Genomic DNA, 16,796 nt, shown 5'->3' on the forward strand with positions numbered 1-16,796 from the left:
CGCCTGCGAGGACACAAACGGTGGATGTGGAACATAGGTCTTTGTCCTCACAGACCCCGGATATGGTTTTAGCCTATGAACCATCAACCATGATCCATGAACTAAAATCCCTACCAATCACACCTGCTTAATATTTTTTAGCCCCTATTAAACCCCAAAACTTACCTATACTGTATTAACTTTTATATATTTGACCTTACAATCAGCAAATCACAGCTGAATTTATTTTTATGACAGTTCTCGCAAACGGGATAGGTGAAAAGTACGAATTGGTTGTAGGCCTTGAGGTACATGCCCAGCTATCCACTTTAAGTAAGGTTTTCTCGGCCGATTCTGCCGCTTTTGGTGCCGGGCCTAATCAGCACGTCAGTGCCATATCTTTGGGGCACCCCGGTACTTTGCCTTTTTTAAATAAACGCGCGGTGGAGTATGCGGTGAAAATGGGCCTGGCCTGTAACTGCACTATCAACCTGAATAACAGTTTCGCCCGTAAAAATTATTTCTACGCCGATTTGCCCAAAGGTTACCAGATAACGCAGGATCATGCCCCTATATGCCTGGGTGGTTATGTACTTGTAAAACTGGCCGATGGCACCGAGAAAAACTTAGCCATCCACCACATCCACATGGAAGAGGATGCCGGCAAAAGTATGCACGACCAGCACCATGCTGATTCGCTTATCGACCTAAACCGTGCCGGTGTGCCCCTGCTGGAAATTGTTACCCAGCCCGATATGCGCAGCGCCGAAGAGGCCGGCCAGTTTTTGACCGAAACCCGGAAAATACTGCGTTACCTTGATATTTGTGATGGTAACATGGAAGAGGGCAGCATGCGTTGCGATGCCAATATATCCGTTCGCCTGCGTGGCGCTACCGAATATGGTAACCGTTGTGAGGTAAAAAACCTCAACTCTATCCGTAACGTGCAGCGTGCCATTGAGCACGAGTTTGCCCGCCAGGTAGCTGTGATTGAAGCCGGCGGCCATATTGACCAAAACACGCTTAACTTTAATGCCGATACCGGCGAAACATCGGTATTGCGCAGCAAGGAGATGGCTAATGATTACCGCTATTTCCCTGAGCCGGATTTAATGCCGTTGGCGCTTACCGAGCAATACGTTGATAACATCCGCAAAAGTTTGCCGGCACTGCCCAGCCAGCTTTACCATAAATACCTTGAATTGGGCTTGTCGCCTTATGATGCTTCGGTTATTACTGCCGATAAAGATGTGGCCCATTATTTTGAAGAGCTGATAAAAGCTACCGACCATTATAAAGCCGCCGCCAACTGGATTATGGGCGCGGTAAAATCATACCTGAATGATCATGACGTGGCCATTGGTAACTTTGCTGTTACCCCGGCCAACCTTGCCGGCCTCATCAAACTAATTGACGCGGGCGTGATAAATAATTCTGTAGCTTCGCACAAGTTATTCCCCGCCATGATTAAAGAACCGGGCAAAAATGCCGATGAACTGGCTAAGGAGCTTAACCTGTTAATCAGCGCGGATAATGAAGATGTAAACCAGTTTATAAAGGCCGCCATTGCCAAGTTTCCGGATAAGGTAAAAGAGTACCAAAAAGGAAAAAAAGGTGTGTTGGGCTTATTTATGGGCGAGATTATGAAGCTATCGAAAGGTAAAATCGATCCGCAGAAAACAAACCAGTTATTGATCAAGGAATTAGAAGTAAAGTAGTAATGAAATTAAAAAATCTGGCAGTTTACAGTTTGCTGTGTTTAACTGCATTTGTTTATTCATGTAAAGATAATTCGCAGTTTACCATTAACGGTACCATTAAAAACCCCGGCAGTTTAAAGCTGGTTTATTTAATTGAGGCCGATAGCAGCCAGCTTAAAGTGGTAGACTCAACCACGTTGAGCGAAGATGGCAAATTCCAATTCAAACACGTGGCGCCTTATGCCAATTTATATAAGCTGCGGATAGGCGGCGCGGGCGGCGGCGATCAATCGGCGGCAGCAAACAATGTGTACGACCTGATTGCGAAAAACGGCGATGATATTGATTTTGAAACCGACAGTAAAGACGCTTCACATGTCTATACTATCAAAGGCTCTGACGATTCGGACAAGATAAAAGAGTTTAACAAGATCAGTAATTTTTACGGTGAGAAAAATTCAAAGCTTGTGGCCGAGTACCAGGAAAAATCACAGGCCCTGGGCAAACAATCAGATTCATTGCTGAAAGTTTATATGCCTACCTTCCAAAAAAATGTGGCCGATTATGGCGCTGCTGTTTTAAAGTTTGTAAATGATAACAAATCGTCGCTGGCGGCCTTTTATGGCGCAACATCATTAGATGTTTATAAGTTTGAACCGCAACTGGTGGCCTATGCCGATGATATTAAAGATAATTTTAAAGATAACCCGGCGGTGCAGTCGTTCGTCAAACAGATGAATAAAATTAAGCCGGTATCCATTGGTCATAAAGCACCCGATTTTACCACTACCAGTATAGATGGTAAACAGGTTAGCCTGGCCGACTATAAAGGCAAATATGTAATGATTGATTTTTGGGCATCATGGTGCGCGCCTTGCCGCCAGGAAAACCCAAACGTGGTTAAACAATATGCCGCATTCCATTCAAAAGGCTTTAATATTTTAGGCGTATCCTTAGATAATGATAAGGCTGCATGGCAAAAAGCTATTAGTGATGATAAGCTGGAGTGGGCTCACGCATCGGATTTAAACAGCTTTGAAGGGCCCACAGAAAGGTTGTACAATATCGAGGCTATCCCCTCAAATTTCATCATCGACCCGGCCGGAAACATCGTTGCCAAAAATATTACCGGCGCCGATTTGGAAGCTTTTTTAACCAAAACGTTCAAATAGGTTCAATTTATCGTTAAGAAAAGGTAACCATTAACAATTTGTTAATATTTGGGTAACTTTGTGGTGTTGTAAAGTGTATACTTTTATACAAAAAAATTAACGCATCATGAGCAGCTCTCCAAAACAGAAAATTCTTATTGTTGATGATGAACCGGATATTTTAGAGTTGATAGAATACAACCTTAAAAAAGAAGGCTACCAGGTGTTTTTGGCCCGCAATGGCCAGGAAGCCGTAGCCGAGGCCAAGAAATCACTACCTGATCTTATTGTACTTGACATTATGATGCCTAAAATGGATGGCATCGAGGCTTGCCGCATTATGCGTACCATGCCCGAATTTAAAAATACCTTTATGGTGTTTTTAACCGCCCGCAGCGAAGAATACTCAGAAATTGCAGGCTTTAACGTAGGCGCCGATGATTATATAGCTAAACCGATAAAGCCCCGTGCCCTGGTAAGCCGTATAAACGCCATTTTGCGCCGCAACTCGCCAACCGAAGAAACACCTGACAACAAACTTGAAATTGGCGACCTGGTTATCGACCGCGAAGCCTACCTGGTTTACCAAAAAGGTGTAAAAGTGGTTTTGGCCAAAAAAGAGTTTGAACTACTATACCTGCTGGCCTCAAAACCCGGCAAAGTTTACACCCGCGAGGTAATCCTGAAAAACATCTGGGAAGACTCGGTAGTGGTAACCAACCGCACCATCGACGTTCACATTCGCAAACTGCGCGAAAAACTTGGTGATGAGGTAGTTGCAACCGTTAAAGGTGTAGGGTATAAGTTTGAAGCGTAAGCCCCTAACCCTGAAGGGGGAATTTTTGATTAGCATATTTGAAGCTTTGATTTTCTTAAAGAAAATCGAAGCTTTGTTTTTTTGGGCGTTGCCTGCGGCCGGGCCATCCGTTCATACGCGCACAGGGGCATTAGGCGCGGGCCGGTATCCACTTTTGTCCCTAACGCTATTGTCTGAACTCGGATTAAGCAGATTTTTTGGGATTACTTGGATTTGATTTGCATGCGGTCATTTTGGATTAGTAAATGTCTTTATCAATCCATGCAATAAAATCCAAATAATCTGGCTAATCTGCTTAATCCCGTTTCAGAAATATAGCGATGAAAGTCAACGTTCAGCTAAAACGGCGTATGCCGCAAAAATTGCCCGGCAATCAATTCATCGCCCTGCAAATCAAATCCAAAAAATCTGATAAATCCGACGAATCCCGGGTCAGAAAAATAGCGTTACAAGCCAATCGCCAAATCAAATAAAACTAAATCGCCCGAAATTTGTATACCAGTTAACAAAATTTCTCCCGATGAAAAAAATAGCCTGCATAACCATAGCATTTGTGCTGATACTTAGCGTTTGTTTCGCTGCAATAAACAGCCTTACAGGCAAATGGGCAGGGCCGGTTACATTGCCTGGGAACAAGCCCTTTCAGCTCGGGTACAATTTTAAAGTGGATAGCGGCAAACTTACCGGCACCGCACTAACCCCGGCCGGTGAGGTAAATATTACCGATGGCATGATAAACGGCGACGATTTTTCGTTTAACGTGCCTGTGCCTAATGGCAACGCCCCGCATACCGGAAAACTGTATGCCGATAGCATTGCCCTGCATTTTGTGTACGAAGGGCAGCATTTGGCGGCTACTTTAAAAAGGGTTAACTAAAAAGGCCCGCAAGTTACCCCGCGGACCTTCACCCCCCTCTGATCGAAAAAAAACTATTGTTGTACTACCTGTGCTTTTAAGCTCACAATAATTTTGCCCAGTGAGCCTATTAAGTTTGATGGCAGTTTATTTTTATTAGCGCCTTTAACAACATCGTCAACAAAGGCGTCAAAATCAGCAGCAGTGGCTTTGCCGTTCATACGTGGATTTTTTGCCGGGTCGTGGGCATCAACCATATTGTCGCCTGTGTAAGTGAAGTTTTTTGCGCCTGTGGCAACAGCTACAAAAGTAGTCAGGTTGCCGCTCAATTCGGTAAAGCCCGATAGGTTGCCTTTGGTTACTTCGGATAGCAGCACGGTAAAATGGCCGTTTATCCTGCTATCGCCGGCAATAACAAATATGGTGCTATCTATAACCGAGCGGATACCTAAGCGCCCTTTTTCGATGGTGGTACCTGGTTTTGCCGGGTCCGATACCATTACCGATCCGCCTAACGAATCATATAAAGTAGCTTTTACCGGTGTTACCGACGAATTACTGCTGCAAGCCTGCAGAGCGAACATAGCGCTAACGGATAGCGCGATTAACGTTGAAGTGTTTAGTAGTTTTTTCATGTTTTTTAAAGATTAGATTACCTGGGTTATTAGCTTGTAAATTTTATAGGTGTATGATGATTTGGCAACCGGGCAGCCGCTTTTTAAGCTTTGGGCATCGGGCATGTAGCGATCGGCTTTTAGGTCAAGGGCTTTTTTTAGGTTATCAACTACCTGTGTGCCATTGGTTTTAACCGGGAAAAAAGTGAAAATAACGGTGTTCGATTCGGGGTTAACCATTACGTGGTCAATTCCCTTTTGCTTGTACATCCAGGCGGCAATGTTATTGGCATCCCTGGTTGTTATGGGCTGCTTAATATCAATGCGGGCCATTACTTTGGTATAGGCATCGGGTGCCGGCCGATAAACAAAATAAATGTGAATGGCCAATACAAAAAACAAGAACACGAAAGTTGATAAACCGTAAAGCACGATTTTTTTTACTGTATTTTTTTTCATGAGGATAGGCTTTTGATTTTAATATCTTAATTATGTTTGTTGCGAAATTTTACATTTCTATTATGAAATACGGTGCTTTAATTCTCCCGGTTTTTACATGTCGATAAATAACCTACTTTAATTTAGAGTACTCTGAATAGTGGTAAAAAGATGTTTGGGAAAGTGGCTTAAAAAAGGGAGAATGGTAGCTGCGTATTTTTACAGGGGCCAATTAGGTAGCTGTGAAGATTAGTTTTTAGCGATAAATTTATTAATCGCTTCTATAATGAAGGTGAAATAAAGTGCAGAAACGCCTTAATTCCAAGCTGCTGATCTGCCGCTGATAATTGCCTTCGGCCGGGCCATTTGTTCATAGGTGCTTAAGCGCGGCCAATAACCAATTTGTTCTTAATGCGCTTGTTTGAGGTGGTGTTTGTTTTCTTAAGTTAATAACGGACTTAACGGCCCGCTAATACGATCAATGAATTATTTTTCGTAATCTTATTTTTGCATTATCCGTTACCGTCAACATTTTATTAGTGTTGCTCATATCCAGGTTGTTGCAGCCTAAACAAAAGGTTATGAAACCCGTTATTACATGTTTTTCATTAAATATAACTACGCCAAATTCTGATGTAAAGCAATCTTCAAAGCGGGTCTTTTGATAGGAGTGCTTGCTCAGCAAAATTTCCGTCAGCGTATTTATGTCGGCAACGCTTAGTTTTTTGATCTTATGAAAACAGGAATCAACCTTATTGTTGGCAATAATTGGTGGGCTTTTTGAATCGAGGCAATCATGCGTATTGCGCTGCATTTTATATAAATCAATAAATCTGGCTTGTTTTAAGGTGTTTTCGGCCTTTGTACCCAATTGCTGGCCAGCACAAAAGTTGGCAAAAGAGGAGACGAAGAATATCGCTAATAGATATTTCATTAAACTTTAATGGTTAAGATCGTTGGTTCTTATACGTTAAGGTAGTTTATTTCCTTACGGTCAGCGATGTTAAAATCGCCCTCATCTCTACCGAATCGGCGCTACTGCAGGCTACTTTTGACAGGTGTACATTTACAAACAGATCTTTACCTAACATGGCATAGCCATACATATTTTTTTGTGCAAAGTTGGCACCATCCATCACCACATTATTTTGCCGGTACATGAAATCGTCGGTTGGGGCACCCCAGTCCTCATTATTGCGCTCCATGGGTTTTAGTTTGGAGTAGTTTGAAAAATAAGCAAATGGATAGGCCGGGCTGATATCGGGGCCGCCAATGGCCACTTTTAGCGCATCAACCAGTTGCAATTTTTCATCGTCATTAAGTTTGTAATATAAAACAGAACAAATAAAACCGTCCTGTTCTGCGTAATAGTAGTAATCGGTACCGCGCCATTCTTTTTTGAATTTTTTAAACCGGCTGCTTGCCAGTGTAAATGTGGTTCCGTTTCTTTTGGGGTAAGCAAATTCAAACAGGGTACTGTCTGCTATTTTAAAAGCAAGTAACCCGATAACAAGAGCGGTTGCTAAATAAAAAATATTTTTTTGTTTCATGGTGTTAAGGCTATAAGTACAGTGCTGCAGTCAAATATAGGTTTTATGTTGGATTATGAAATACTGTGCGCTTATTAATGGCCAACTGTGTAATGTTGGATAACCGCCTGCGTTGTAGTTTCCCTGTACCCAGGTAATTTACACGGCGAACTTAAGATTATGCTGTTTTTTTTTAACTTTAATCGTCATGGAATTTAATGCCGCACAACTATAACATCACCAGATAATATGAAAGAAGCCAGGATACAAACCTTACACCCCGATAAGGATAAACAAAACAAAATTATCTCGGCCGAAAAGTATGAAGTGATCAAAGCGGCCATCCTGCAAATTTTGCAGGAGCAAAGCCTCACCCATACCCAGCTGATGCAGGCCCTTCATGATAAGGTGCATGTCACATTCGCCGGTAATGCCCACTGGTACGGCGAAACCGTGAAGCTGGACCTTGAAGCGCGTGAAATAATTAAACGGGATACGGCTAAGCCGCCGGTTTACAGCATTCATAAACTCTAAACCCCTCAATAGAAAACAGAAGTGAACATAGCATAATATCAAACACTGAATTTTGAATGTTCAGCACCGAAATGTTTTCCTCATTATTTGATATCTGACAGTCGGGGTTAATATTCACTGTACCCTTGGCATCAACAACAAACCCCTGCTTCCGGAAGAAAGCAGGCATTTGAAAGAGACTTATACTTTTGAAACAATTATTTTTTCGTTGTGGCGAAACCGCCGTCAACTAATAATTCCGTCGCTTTGTCGTTCATTTTTTTGGGGTTATAAAGTTAAAAACCATACATACCACCCGATACGGAAATTTGCTCGCCCGTAATCCACGCTGCATCGTCGGATGCAAGGAAAACGGCAGCTTTCGCAATGTCTTCGGGCTGGCCCCTGCGGCCAAGTGGTGTTTTGTCAACAAACATCTTTTCATACTCACTCCCGGCGGTAACGCCCGCGCTGGCTGCGCCTTCGGTTGCTGTAGCGCCCGGCAAAATAGAATTGATACGAACTTTTTTAATGCCCAACTCCTTAGATAAAGCTATTGTGAAGGCATCCAATGCCGCTTTAGTTGAAGAGTACAATGAGGCATTTTGAAGAGGGTATTTACTTGCACCCGAACTGATATTGATAATGTTACCACCCTTATCGCCGAAAAGTTTCAAAGCTGCCTGGATAGTCAATATTGGCCCTAACACATTCACGTTGAAGCTTTGGTGGAAATCTTCTACCGAAATTTGTTCAATAGGCGCATATCCTTGAGATACCGCATTGTTTACTAAAATGTCCAGCGTACCGAAAGCATTCTCAGTTTCTTTAAACAACCTGGTTACGTCGGCTTGTTTCGATACATCGGCCTGTACTGCAATGGCTAAGCCTCCATTGTCGGTTATCTCCTTAACCACCTTATCTGCGCCTTCTTTACTTGAGGCATAATTTACAACTACTTTTGCGCCTGCTGCTGCGAAGTGTTTTGCAATAGATGCGCCTATTCCTTTTGAAGCACCGGTAACTACCGCTACTTTGTTTTTTAATTTACTCATCATTTTTATATGTTAATATATTCAGATTCTTCCCGATTTTTCCGTTCTGAATCATATCCAAAGATGCTTTATTGTAACGAACCGGGGGTTGACATGAATCATTAAATAGGCTTGATATAGGTCAATTCAAGGTGATGACCTAAATCACATTATCCTGATAAGTAATTGTAAAATAGTGACTTATGATAGAATAGGAAAACAAAGTAGCAGAAAGCCAGGCAGGTTACAACGGCTTATATTCCATTGCCAAGCACTTTTTTTGCATTCAGAGAGATAAATTGACGAGGCTCTATTTAATAGAGTTTTTCTTTAGCCTGCTCAAAGTTTCCGGGGATAAACCCAGGTAAGAAGCGATCATGTTTTGCGGGAACCGCTGTAGAAATTGCGGATAATTACTAATCAAATCCTCGTAACGTTCTTCAGCCGTATAGCTCATTGCGGCCTGCATCCTTTTCTGGCTTGCAATGGTGTTATTTTGACTGATTACGTTCGCCATCGCCGCAAAGGCAGGTATATCCTTCAAAAACTCCTCAATTTGAGCATTGGTTGATTGCAGAACCTCCAGGTTCTCCAGCGCTTCAATATTAAAGCGACTTGGGGTTAGCTTGTAAAAGCTTTCAAAATCGGCCAGCCACCAGTTTTCCAAAGCTAATTTCAGGATATGTTCATGCCCTTTGTCGTCTACCGTAAAGGTCCTGGCAGATCCTTTTACAATAAACCCGATATATTTGCATATATCTCCTTCCTGTAAAAAGTATTGCCGTTTTCGAAGTTTTTTTGGTTTGAAATGGGCCATCAGCAAATGCTTATCATCCTCCGAAAGCAGTTTGCCTGATATTTCCTGAATGTAATCGAAAAACGCTTCAAAATTAGACATCGTTCAAGTATATAATTATGCGCAATTTACTTAAGCCGCCTGATAAAAGATTAAAAAAATAACGAAGTGTGGCATTTGCCACAAGCTCATGCTCACCAAAAAATCCCTGCTTCCTTAGGGAACAGGGATTTAAAAGACAATTTAATCAAACTATGGTTTCCTTGTCGACGAGGCGGTATCGCATCGAAATTTGCGACTACTATTCATCAATTGAACTTGACAAGGTCCTGAAATATGAGTTTACCCCAGGTGTTTCCGTGTGCCTGCACAAGCAGTCCGCCCTCCGAAAGTCCTCCAAGCTTGACCGGCGCGAAACCGAGATTTTCCGCAAGCGCACCAATCTCTGTAGCTGCGCTGTCATCGTCGCTTGCCAGGAACACAACTCTCCGGCCACCATGTACGGCCGGATCCTGGCCAAGAATGGCAGCTCCCAAATGGTTGAAGCCCTTAACCAGTTTTCCGCCGGTGAAGGCCTGGGCCACCAACTTACCGGAAGGCAGTCCTCCCAGCTTCTCGGGGGGCACACCGTAGGCATTGGTCACATCTACGATGGTTTTCCCCTGCCAGTTGGGCAGCGCCTTCGCTACATCCGGGTGCGATTCAAAACGCACGGCCAAAAAGATGACGTCGGCCGTAACGGCTTCTGCCAGTGTTGCGGGAATGATCTCTGATCCGATTGCGGCCGCGTCGGATGCAAAGCTTTCCGGGTCGCGGGTGGTTGCAACGGATACTTTGATGCCCTTGCGTGCAAATGCCTTAGCCAGGGCCTGGCCTATCTTGCCGAAGCCGATAATTGCGTAGCTTGCTGCTTTATTTTCTGATTTACTCATTTTGAAAATTATTATAATTATTTAATGGCACGGGTACATCCCCGTGCCGGTGTGAGGTTAATTACTTAGCCAAATAGGTCATACCGCCATCAACAAGGAGTTCGGCGCCAAGCATGAACGAAGAATCGTCGGAGGCCAGGAAAACCGCTGTTTTACCAATGTCAGCTGGTTGCCCGATCCTGCCTATCGGCATTTGATCTGCAAAGTGTTTTTTTACCGCTTCCATTTGTTCTGCCGGAACAAACTTGTCAAATGCGGGTGTATCTGTTGTGCCTGGTGTGATCACATTTGCCCTGATCTTTCTATCTAAAAGGTCGCTTGAAAATCCTTTTGCTAAGTAGATTACAGCCGCTTTTGCAGCGCCATAAAGCGTAAAATTTGCATACGCCCGATGTGCCGCGTTTGACCCAATCAAAATAATAGAACCTCCATCATTCATATAGGGCAATGCTTTCTGAACAGTGAAGTAAACACTTTTCAGGTTCAGGTCAATTGCCTTATCAAAGTCGGCTTCGCTAAAAGTTTCTACAGTTCCTACAGTTCCGGCACCTGCATTGGCTACAATAACGTCTATTTTACCAAATTTTTCGGCTGTTACTGCAAACACCCTTTCCAGGTCGGCAAGGTTGGTTACATCGGCATTTATGGCTATAAAATCATCTCCAAGCTGGGCCACGGCACTATCTAAAGTTTCCTGGTTTCGGCCTACAATTGCTCCTGCGGCACCTTCATTTTTAAATTCCTGCGCAATGCCAAACCCAATGCCACTATTACCGCCTGTAATAACTGCTACTTTATCTTTTAATCTACTCATTTTTAATTTCTATTTAAATTTGTTTCGCAAAGATACCTCCAATAGTTTATCTTTGTAACTATTGATAGTGTATTCTGGTTACCGTTGGGTAACTACAATTTTAAATGATATGAAGGACGAAAGATTTTGCAACTCGAATTGCCCATTTACCAGAGCCATTGGCACTATTGGTAATAAATGGAAGCCGATAATTATAAATGTAATTGGCACCCGTACCATTCGTTTTGGTCAGCTGGATTCTATAATACCACTCATTTCAAGGAAAGTACTAACCGAACAACTAAAAGAGTTGGAAGAAGACGGACTATTGGAAAGATTGGCCTATAAGGAACTGCCGCCCAGGGTAGAATATAAGCTGTCGGAAAAAGGCTTAGCTTTTTTGCCAATTTTAGAACACATCAAAGAATGGAATTTAAAATATGAAGTAGCTTTAATACCCAAAGAGACTGATAGGGTAACTTATGCCGGATAGTGTAAAATTGAAACCTGGCATTGAATGGAAAATGGAAGATTGCTATTATCTCGTCGATTCGCCGTCCCCTTCGTCCCCTAAGGGTCTCTCGGAGAGGACCCTTAGGGCTCCTAATCACCTTGCATAAACGCGGCTTTGGAAATTACGACTTGCGCTGTGCAGCCGCTGGGTCCTCTCCGAGAGATCCCGCGGGGACGGAACACTTTTTCATAAAGTGAATATATTCGCTTTCAACTCAAATACGGCCATCAGTGTTTCATTGAGATACACCTCGAACCCGCACCGGTCACTTTGTTTATTGGACGATGCGGTATACTTTGATACAATTGTCCTGTGAAACCCTAATGTTGAATTGTTCCATTCTAAATACGCATTGTAGGGTAGTTACAATCGCAGGCATATGCTTTAGTTGCTCCAGCTGTCGGTTCTAAAGGGTATGGCGGGGAGCCCCGCGGAGTTTTGGAGATTGGTTACCGGGGCATTTGTAAAGGCATACCTAACAGCCTGAATTGGCCTTGGCGTAGCTGCAGGTGCGGTTACAATAATGTCGCTGCCCCTAATAACTGCCGTGCCTTGCCTGAAAACACTATCGGTTCCGGCCACAAAAAAGAATTGCTTTAAGGGCTGGCCGCCAGCGGTTGTAAGCCCGTTGGCAGTACCATGTTTAAAATGTATTGTAACCGTGCTGTCGTTGGCCTGCCACGAAGAATAATGGGGGCCATAACATTCAACAAACTTGCCGTAAGTATTATTTAACGCCAGCAGCGCCAGGCGTTCGCCTACGGGCTTTTTATTACGGGGGTGATGGTTGTTCTCTTCGCCAACGTCCATAGTTACGGCCATACCGGTGCCTGCAAGGCTGAGTGTATTTTCCTGCCCCTCCCTGAATTTTGCAAGATAATTTAGTGTTTTGTCGCCCCCCGGCGGTGTGCTGGTATTGTAATCTTCTGCGAAAGGTGTAAGCTGCACCAGGTAAAAAGGTAAAGTATTGTCATTAAACTTGGCGCGCCAGCCTTTAATTAAAGCGATGCTAAGGCGGGTGTAATTTTCGGGGCTGTCGTGTTGGTTATTTTCGCCCTGGTACCAGTTGAAGCCTTTTATGGCCAACCGGGTTAAGGGGTTTATCATGCCATTATAAAGGCCGGAAGAACCTGATCCGTATAGCTTTTGTAATGTCGGGTCGCCGGCTATGGCGCTGGCGTTGGCCCAATCCTGACCGTACGAACCGTTATAGGCAGAAACAATAATGCCTACCGGCACATTTAATGCGGTATGTATTTTGCGACCGAAAAAATAAGCTACGGCGCTTATACTGCCCGCATTTGCGGGCGAACAAACTGCCCAGGCAGCGGGCGCAGTAAAGCTGGTAACGGGCAGGGCTTCGTTATCACTTTGTAGGGTTAAGGTACGGATAAGCGGGTAATTTGCAGCGGCAATTTCGGTTTCATAATCAAGCACCCCGGTAAAGGGCGAAATTGGCGACAGCGGCATCACCATGTTCGACTGGCCCGAACATATCCACACATCCCCAATTAATACGTTGGTTAGCGTTATCGCCTCGCCCCCCGCAGGTTTTGCCAATATACTTTGCGGATTTGAATTGGCCGGGCTTGCCGGAACGGTTACCATCCAACCGCCTGCATCATCGCTAACGGTGTTAAACGTGGAAAGGTTCCAACTAACATTTACCGTTATTTTAACTTTTGGCCCGCCATTGCCCCAAATAACGAAGGGCTTGTCGCGCTGCACTACCATATTGGTTTGCAGGGGCGAACCTAATGAGAATACGCCCGGGGCGACCGGCTCTTGAGGGTCAATAGCCGTTTTTTTACTACAGGCTGCCAGCACGAGCATAAAAAGCCACAAGCAAACCCGGATAAATTTAATATACTTCAGGCCCTTCATTCAAATTTTAATACGGGGTAAAATCAACGTTTTTAGCAGTAGCTAAAATAAAAAATTAGCCGAATATTGGGGTGGTGATTTAGCCTGTGGTCAGTGTTATCACCGCACCACTTCCGGTTGTCCTTACGAAAGCCCGGAATTATGCAGATTTGCAACTAAAGCATATGTAAAATACAAGCTTTGGCTGGTGCGGTGGTGACACAGGCCAGAAGCTAAACCTGATATTCGTCTCGTCAGATTATTACTTCACCATATGAACACGGGTAATATATTTATCGTAAGAACTGGGGCTGGCTACAGGACCTTCTGTCCAATAAAACAATTCATTAGCCTTTGATGTAATAATCGGATATTTAAAATCATTTAATGGATACCATTTGCTGTTGGAAAGTTGAGATGCGTTGGTACCGTTAATTGCGGCGTCTGAGATTGTATAGTTAAATTTAGTATTAACCTCTCCTGATGCTTTAAAACTGCCAGTTCCATCCTCGTTTAAAATTACATATTCCGGGTTAGTCATATCGTATTTTTTAGTGTAGGTATCCATAAGTTTGGCACCTCCGTAAAATTCAAAAACGCGGTAATCAACTCTCCATTCTCCAATAATTTTGTTTGTGTTTTGTTCTGAGGAATCTTTTTTACAGGAGTAAAGGCTTAAACCAAGAAGTGTAATAAATAGTAACGCGTAAATTTTTTTCATGACAAGGTTTTGGTTAAAAATAAGAAATTTAATTTAACTCATGGTAGATGTTATCATCGCACCACTTCCTGTTGGCCTTACGGAAGCCCGTTACTATATAGATTTGCAACTAAAGCATATGTAAAATACAAGCTTAATTTAACGCATGGTAGATATTATCACTGCACTACGTCCGGTTGACCTTCTGTCCCCTCGGGGTCTCTCGAAGAGGACCCTGAGGGCCTATCATCTCCTATAAACGCGGCTTTGGGGTTCACGACGGGCTTGTACAACCGCAGGGTTCTCTTTGAGAGACCCCGCGGGGACGGAATATTTAGCTTGTGGTTCGTGTTTTCATTTTAGCGCAGGTCTTGTGCATGGTGCTTTGAGCGATGGGTGACCTGTGCTTCACGGATACGTGTCGTAAAATAAGTCACAAGTCATCAACCCGCAGGCAGCCTCACAAGACTTGCGCCAAAGGGGTGGGATTGTAACGTTTGCTTTCAATCCTATTTATAGATCAACGGGAACTACTAATTAATTCTTTATATTACATATTTTCCATAAACTTGACTAATATATAAACCTAATCATGAAACTTACTAAATTTTATTCACTAAGAAATGACTTTACCATTATCGGCCTAACCGGAAGGCTCGGTTCAGGCTGTACTCAAATTGCCAAACACCTCTGTAATCCTGATTTTATGGATGATGTTAAAAAAACAACAATTACAAAGGAGAGTTCATTAGAAGATTTAAAGCATAATATATGTTACGATTTTCTCACCTATCCTGGAAATTGGGTAAAGTTCCAAGTAATAAATTACAAGAACATTCTTATACTTCACCTGCTATTTGAAAGTCTGAAAGATGTAACTATTGACCATGGGATAATCAAGATAATCAATTTTTTATGCCAAAATGGAAATAGCATCAACGCAAAACTTACTAATAGGTTCGATAAAGTTGAAGATGAATCCTTTATAGAGGATTTGTTGCCTACTTTTCTAAAAAATGAGGAGGAGTTTCTGCAAGAATTCCAATCAGCTTTTGATTATAGTAAATCAATTAACGAAAACCTTAAGGATAAACCCAAAATATACAAGCTCTATTTCGAAAGTGCATTTTTGTTTTTCTGTGAAAAATTCTACAAAGTTTTAAACGATCAAAGTATGATCAAGAGAACAAGATTCACGCACGATATTGCTCAAAGTCTTAGGGCTAATGGCACAGTTGAAACCAAGGAAATGCCTAATGGCTTGGAATACATCAATACAATTGCCGAAACAATAAATAGAATAATAAAAGCTTGGCGATTAATGAGTGATGAACCAACACGGTTCGTTATTGACTCCTTAAAAAACTCTTTAGAGATTATGTATTTCAAAGAAAAATTTTCTGCATTTTACATGGTTGCCAGTAATAAAAGTGAAAAAGATAGGGTTTTGAGTATTGGCGCAGCGAATGATATGTATGGCTCAAAGACTGAGGATGGGAAGTTGAAACTTATGGCTCTTGATGATGCTGAATTTAAAACAAATGACTTTAAAGAAGGTCGCTTTTTTAGTCCTGATATTGAAAACTGTATTCAAAAATGCGATTATCATATTTATATTGAAAGCGAAAAAATAGAAAAAAAATATATTCCTCTCAACAACCAGATAATTAAGCTTATATGTTTGATAAAAAAACCTGGAATAATTACACCTTCCACAAACGAGCATTTTATGCAGGTTGCATATAACGCCAAATCCAATTCAGGTTGTATTTCGAGGCAAGTTGGCGCAGTTGTTACAGATGAAAATTACTCCATAAAGGCGATAGGTTGGAATGATGTTCCCGAAAACCAAGTACCTTGCGGACTAAGAGATCTAAGACATCTTTTAAGTAATCAAAATGAGTTTATGTTCTCAGATTTTGAGAAAACGGGAGGCAACTATGATGATAAGATAAAATTTAGAGACAAGGCTAATGCAGAACTTCAAAGTGCAGACTTATCAAGCTTAGATGGAAGAAATTGTACATATTGCTTTAGAGATTTTCACAATGCCTTTGAAGGAGAAAAAAACCAAGTGCACACTAGATCCTTACACGCTGAGGAAAATGCAATGATGCAGATAACAAAATTTGGAGGCGGAGGCATTAAAGGTGGAAAACTTTACACAACAGCAAGTCCCTGTGAGCTTTGTTCAAAAAAAGCTTATCAACTTGGCATTAGTGAGATCTTTTATATCGATCCATACCCAGGAATAGCAACTACCCACACTCTAAAGAGTGGAATGAAGGATGTTCAAAACCCGGAACTTATAATGTTTCAAGGCGCAGTTGGAAGAGCATATAATAAGCTATATGAACCATTTATCTCACAAAAAGATGAAATTGCCATTTTAACCGGACTAAAACCTATAGCTAAAATAGAAGACAAGTTAAAAACCTTAACAAAAGATAAAAAATTAAAAGAGAAGATTTCGAATAAGCTTAAAGGTAAGTCCACTAAAGACCAAGAAGCCTTGCTTGATAAATATTTAAATATGCTCATTGATAAAGCATAAATCATCGATTTAA

The 16,796-nt window shown here is 42.3% G+C and carries 17 protein-coding genes; 7 read left to right on the forward strand and 10 right to left on the reverse strand.

Annotated elements, in window-relative coordinates; all coding sequences use genetic code 11:
* The first annotated feature begins 230 nt into the window (after positions 1 to 230).
* The 4 genes from gatB to ACFGVS_RS28640 all read left to right on the forward strand — a co-directional run bounded on the left by gatB (position 231) and on the right by ACFGVS_RS28640 (position 4,524).
* Entirely contained in the window at positions 231 to 1,697 is a 1,467-nt protein-coding gene (gatB, locus tag ACFGVS_RS28625; protein ID WP_439696558.1) for an Asp-tRNA(Asn)/Glu-tRNA(Gln) amidotransferase subunit GatB, read from the forward strand.
* A 2-nt stretch (positions 1,698 to 1,699) separates the two neighbouring features.
* Positions 1,700 to 2,851 carry a redoxin domain-containing protein gene (locus tag ACFGVS_RS28630; RefSeq protein ID WP_439696559.1) on the forward strand — a complete coding sequence of 384 codons (1,152 nt, stop codon included), beginning with the start codon at positions 1,700 to 1,702 and terminating at the stop codon, positions 2,849 to 2,851.
* Between the two features lie 106 nt (positions 2,852 to 2,957).
* Entirely contained in the window at positions 2,958 to 3,647 is a 690-nt protein-coding gene (locus ACFGVS_RS28635) for a response regulator transcription factor (protein WP_147057003.1), read from the forward strand.
* Positions 3,648 to 4,167: 520 nt separating this feature from the next.
* Positions 4,168 to 4,524, forward strand: a complete 357-nt coding sequence (locus tag ACFGVS_RS28640) for a glycoside hydrolase (RefSeq protein ID WP_143065415.1) — start codon at positions 4,168 to 4,170, stop codon at positions 4,522 to 4,524.
* Positions 4,525 to 4,577: 53 nt separating this feature from the next.
* Here ACFGVS_RS28640 and ACFGVS_RS28645 read toward each other — a convergent pair whose 3' ends face one another.
* The 4 genes from ACFGVS_RS28645 to ACFGVS_RS28660 all read right to left on the reverse strand — a co-directional run bounded on the left by ACFGVS_RS28645 (position 4,578) and on the right by ACFGVS_RS28660 (position 7,105).
* Positions 4,578 to 5,138: a group 1 truncated hemoglobin gene (locus ACFGVS_RS28645; RefSeq protein WP_143065416.1), complete on the reverse strand. Its 561-nt coding sequence runs from the start codon at positions 5,136 to 5,138 to the stop codon at positions 4,578 to 4,580.
* A gap of 12 nt (positions 5,139 to 5,150) precedes the next feature.
* Entirely contained in the window at positions 5,151 to 5,576 is a 426-nt protein-coding gene (locus ACFGVS_RS28650) for a hypothetical protein (protein ID WP_439696560.1), read from the reverse strand.
* A gap of 457 nt (positions 5,577 to 6,033) precedes the next feature.
* Complete coding sequence (locus ACFGVS_RS28655; protein WP_274209169.1) at positions 6,034 to 6,489, reverse strand: hypothetical protein; 456 nt, start codon at positions 6,487 to 6,489, stop codon at positions 6,034 to 6,036.
* Positions 6,490 to 6,535: 46 nt separating this feature from the next.
* Entirely contained in the window at positions 6,536 to 7,105 is a 570-nt protein-coding gene (locus ACFGVS_RS28660) for a hypothetical protein (RefSeq protein ID WP_439696561.1), read from the reverse strand.
* Positions 7,106 to 7,333: 228 nt separating this feature from the next.
* On the opposite strand from ACFGVS_RS28660, the gene ACFGVS_RS28665 reads away from it, so the two are divergent.
* Positions 7,334 to 7,618, forward strand: a complete 285-nt coding sequence (locus ACFGVS_RS28665; RefSeq protein ID WP_274209167.1) for a DUF6958 family protein — start codon at positions 7,334 to 7,336, stop codon at positions 7,616 to 7,618.
* A gap of 275 nt (positions 7,619 to 7,893) precedes the next feature.
* Here the strand turns inward: ACFGVS_RS28665 and ACFGVS_RS28670 are convergent, their stop codons facing one another.
* The 4 genes from ACFGVS_RS28670 to ACFGVS_RS28685 all read right to left on the reverse strand — a co-directional run bounded on the left by ACFGVS_RS28670 (position 7,894) and on the right by ACFGVS_RS28685 (position 11,173).
* Complete coding sequence (locus ACFGVS_RS28670) at positions 7,894 to 8,655, reverse strand: SDR family NAD(P)-dependent oxidoreductase (RefSeq protein WP_439696562.1); 762 nt, start codon at positions 8,653 to 8,655, stop codon at positions 7,894 to 7,896.
* A gap of 286 nt (positions 8,656 to 8,941) precedes the next feature.
* Positions 8,942 to 9,529 (reverse strand): Crp/Fnr family transcriptional regulator, encoded by a 588-nt coding sequence (locus tag ACFGVS_RS28675; RefSeq protein WP_439696563.1) that lies wholly within the window; start codon positions 9,527 to 9,529, stop codon positions 8,942 to 8,944.
* Between the two features lie 206 nt (positions 9,530 to 9,735).
* Positions 9,736 to 10,359, reverse strand: coding sequence for an NADPH-dependent F420 reductase (locus tag ACFGVS_RS28680; protein ID WP_439696564.1), 624 nt, complete (start codon positions 10,357 to 10,359; stop codon positions 9,736 to 9,738).
* A 61-nt stretch (positions 10,360 to 10,420) separates the two neighbouring features.
* Complete coding sequence (locus ACFGVS_RS28685; protein ID WP_439696565.1) at positions 10,421 to 11,173, reverse strand: glucose 1-dehydrogenase; 753 nt, start codon at positions 11,171 to 11,173, stop codon at positions 10,421 to 10,423.
* Positions 11,174 to 11,282: 109 nt separating this feature from the next.
* Here ACFGVS_RS28685 and ACFGVS_RS28690 point away from each other — a divergent pair, with 109 nt between their 5' ends.
* Entirely contained in the window at positions 11,283 to 11,645 is a 363-nt protein-coding gene (locus ACFGVS_RS28690; RefSeq protein ID WP_090644288.1) for a winged helix-turn-helix transcriptional regulator, read from the forward strand.
* Between the two features lie 405 nt (positions 11,646 to 12,050).
* Here the strand turns inward: ACFGVS_RS28690 and ACFGVS_RS28695 are convergent, their stop codons facing one another.
* Together ACFGVS_RS28695 and ACFGVS_RS28700 are read right to left on the reverse strand one after the other, a co-directional pair.
* A complete protein-coding gene (locus tag ACFGVS_RS28695) occupies positions 12,051 to 13,550 on the reverse strand; it encodes a sialate O-acetylesterase (RefSeq protein ID WP_439696566.1) in 1,500 nt (499 codons plus the stop codon).
* Positions 13,551 to 13,791: 241 nt separating this feature from the next.
* Positions 13,792 to 14,250: a hypothetical protein gene (locus ACFGVS_RS28700; RefSeq protein WP_439696567.1), complete on the reverse strand. Its 459-nt coding sequence runs from the start codon at positions 14,248 to 14,250 to the stop codon at positions 13,792 to 13,794.
* A gap of 571 nt (positions 14,251 to 14,821) precedes the next feature.
* Between ACFGVS_RS28700 and ACFGVS_RS28705 the strand changes: the two genes are divergently transcribed.
* Positions 14,822 to 16,783, forward strand: coding sequence for a hypothetical protein (locus tag ACFGVS_RS28705; RefSeq protein WP_439696568.1), 1,962 nt, complete (start codon positions 14,822 to 14,824; stop codon positions 16,781 to 16,783).
* Positions 16,784 to 16,796 lie beyond the last annotated feature (13 nt).

The organism is Mucilaginibacter sediminis (assembly GCF_051903035.1).
Taxonomy (GTDB): Bacteria; Bacteroidota; Bacteroidia; order Sphingobacteriales; family Sphingobacteriaceae; genus Mucilaginibacter.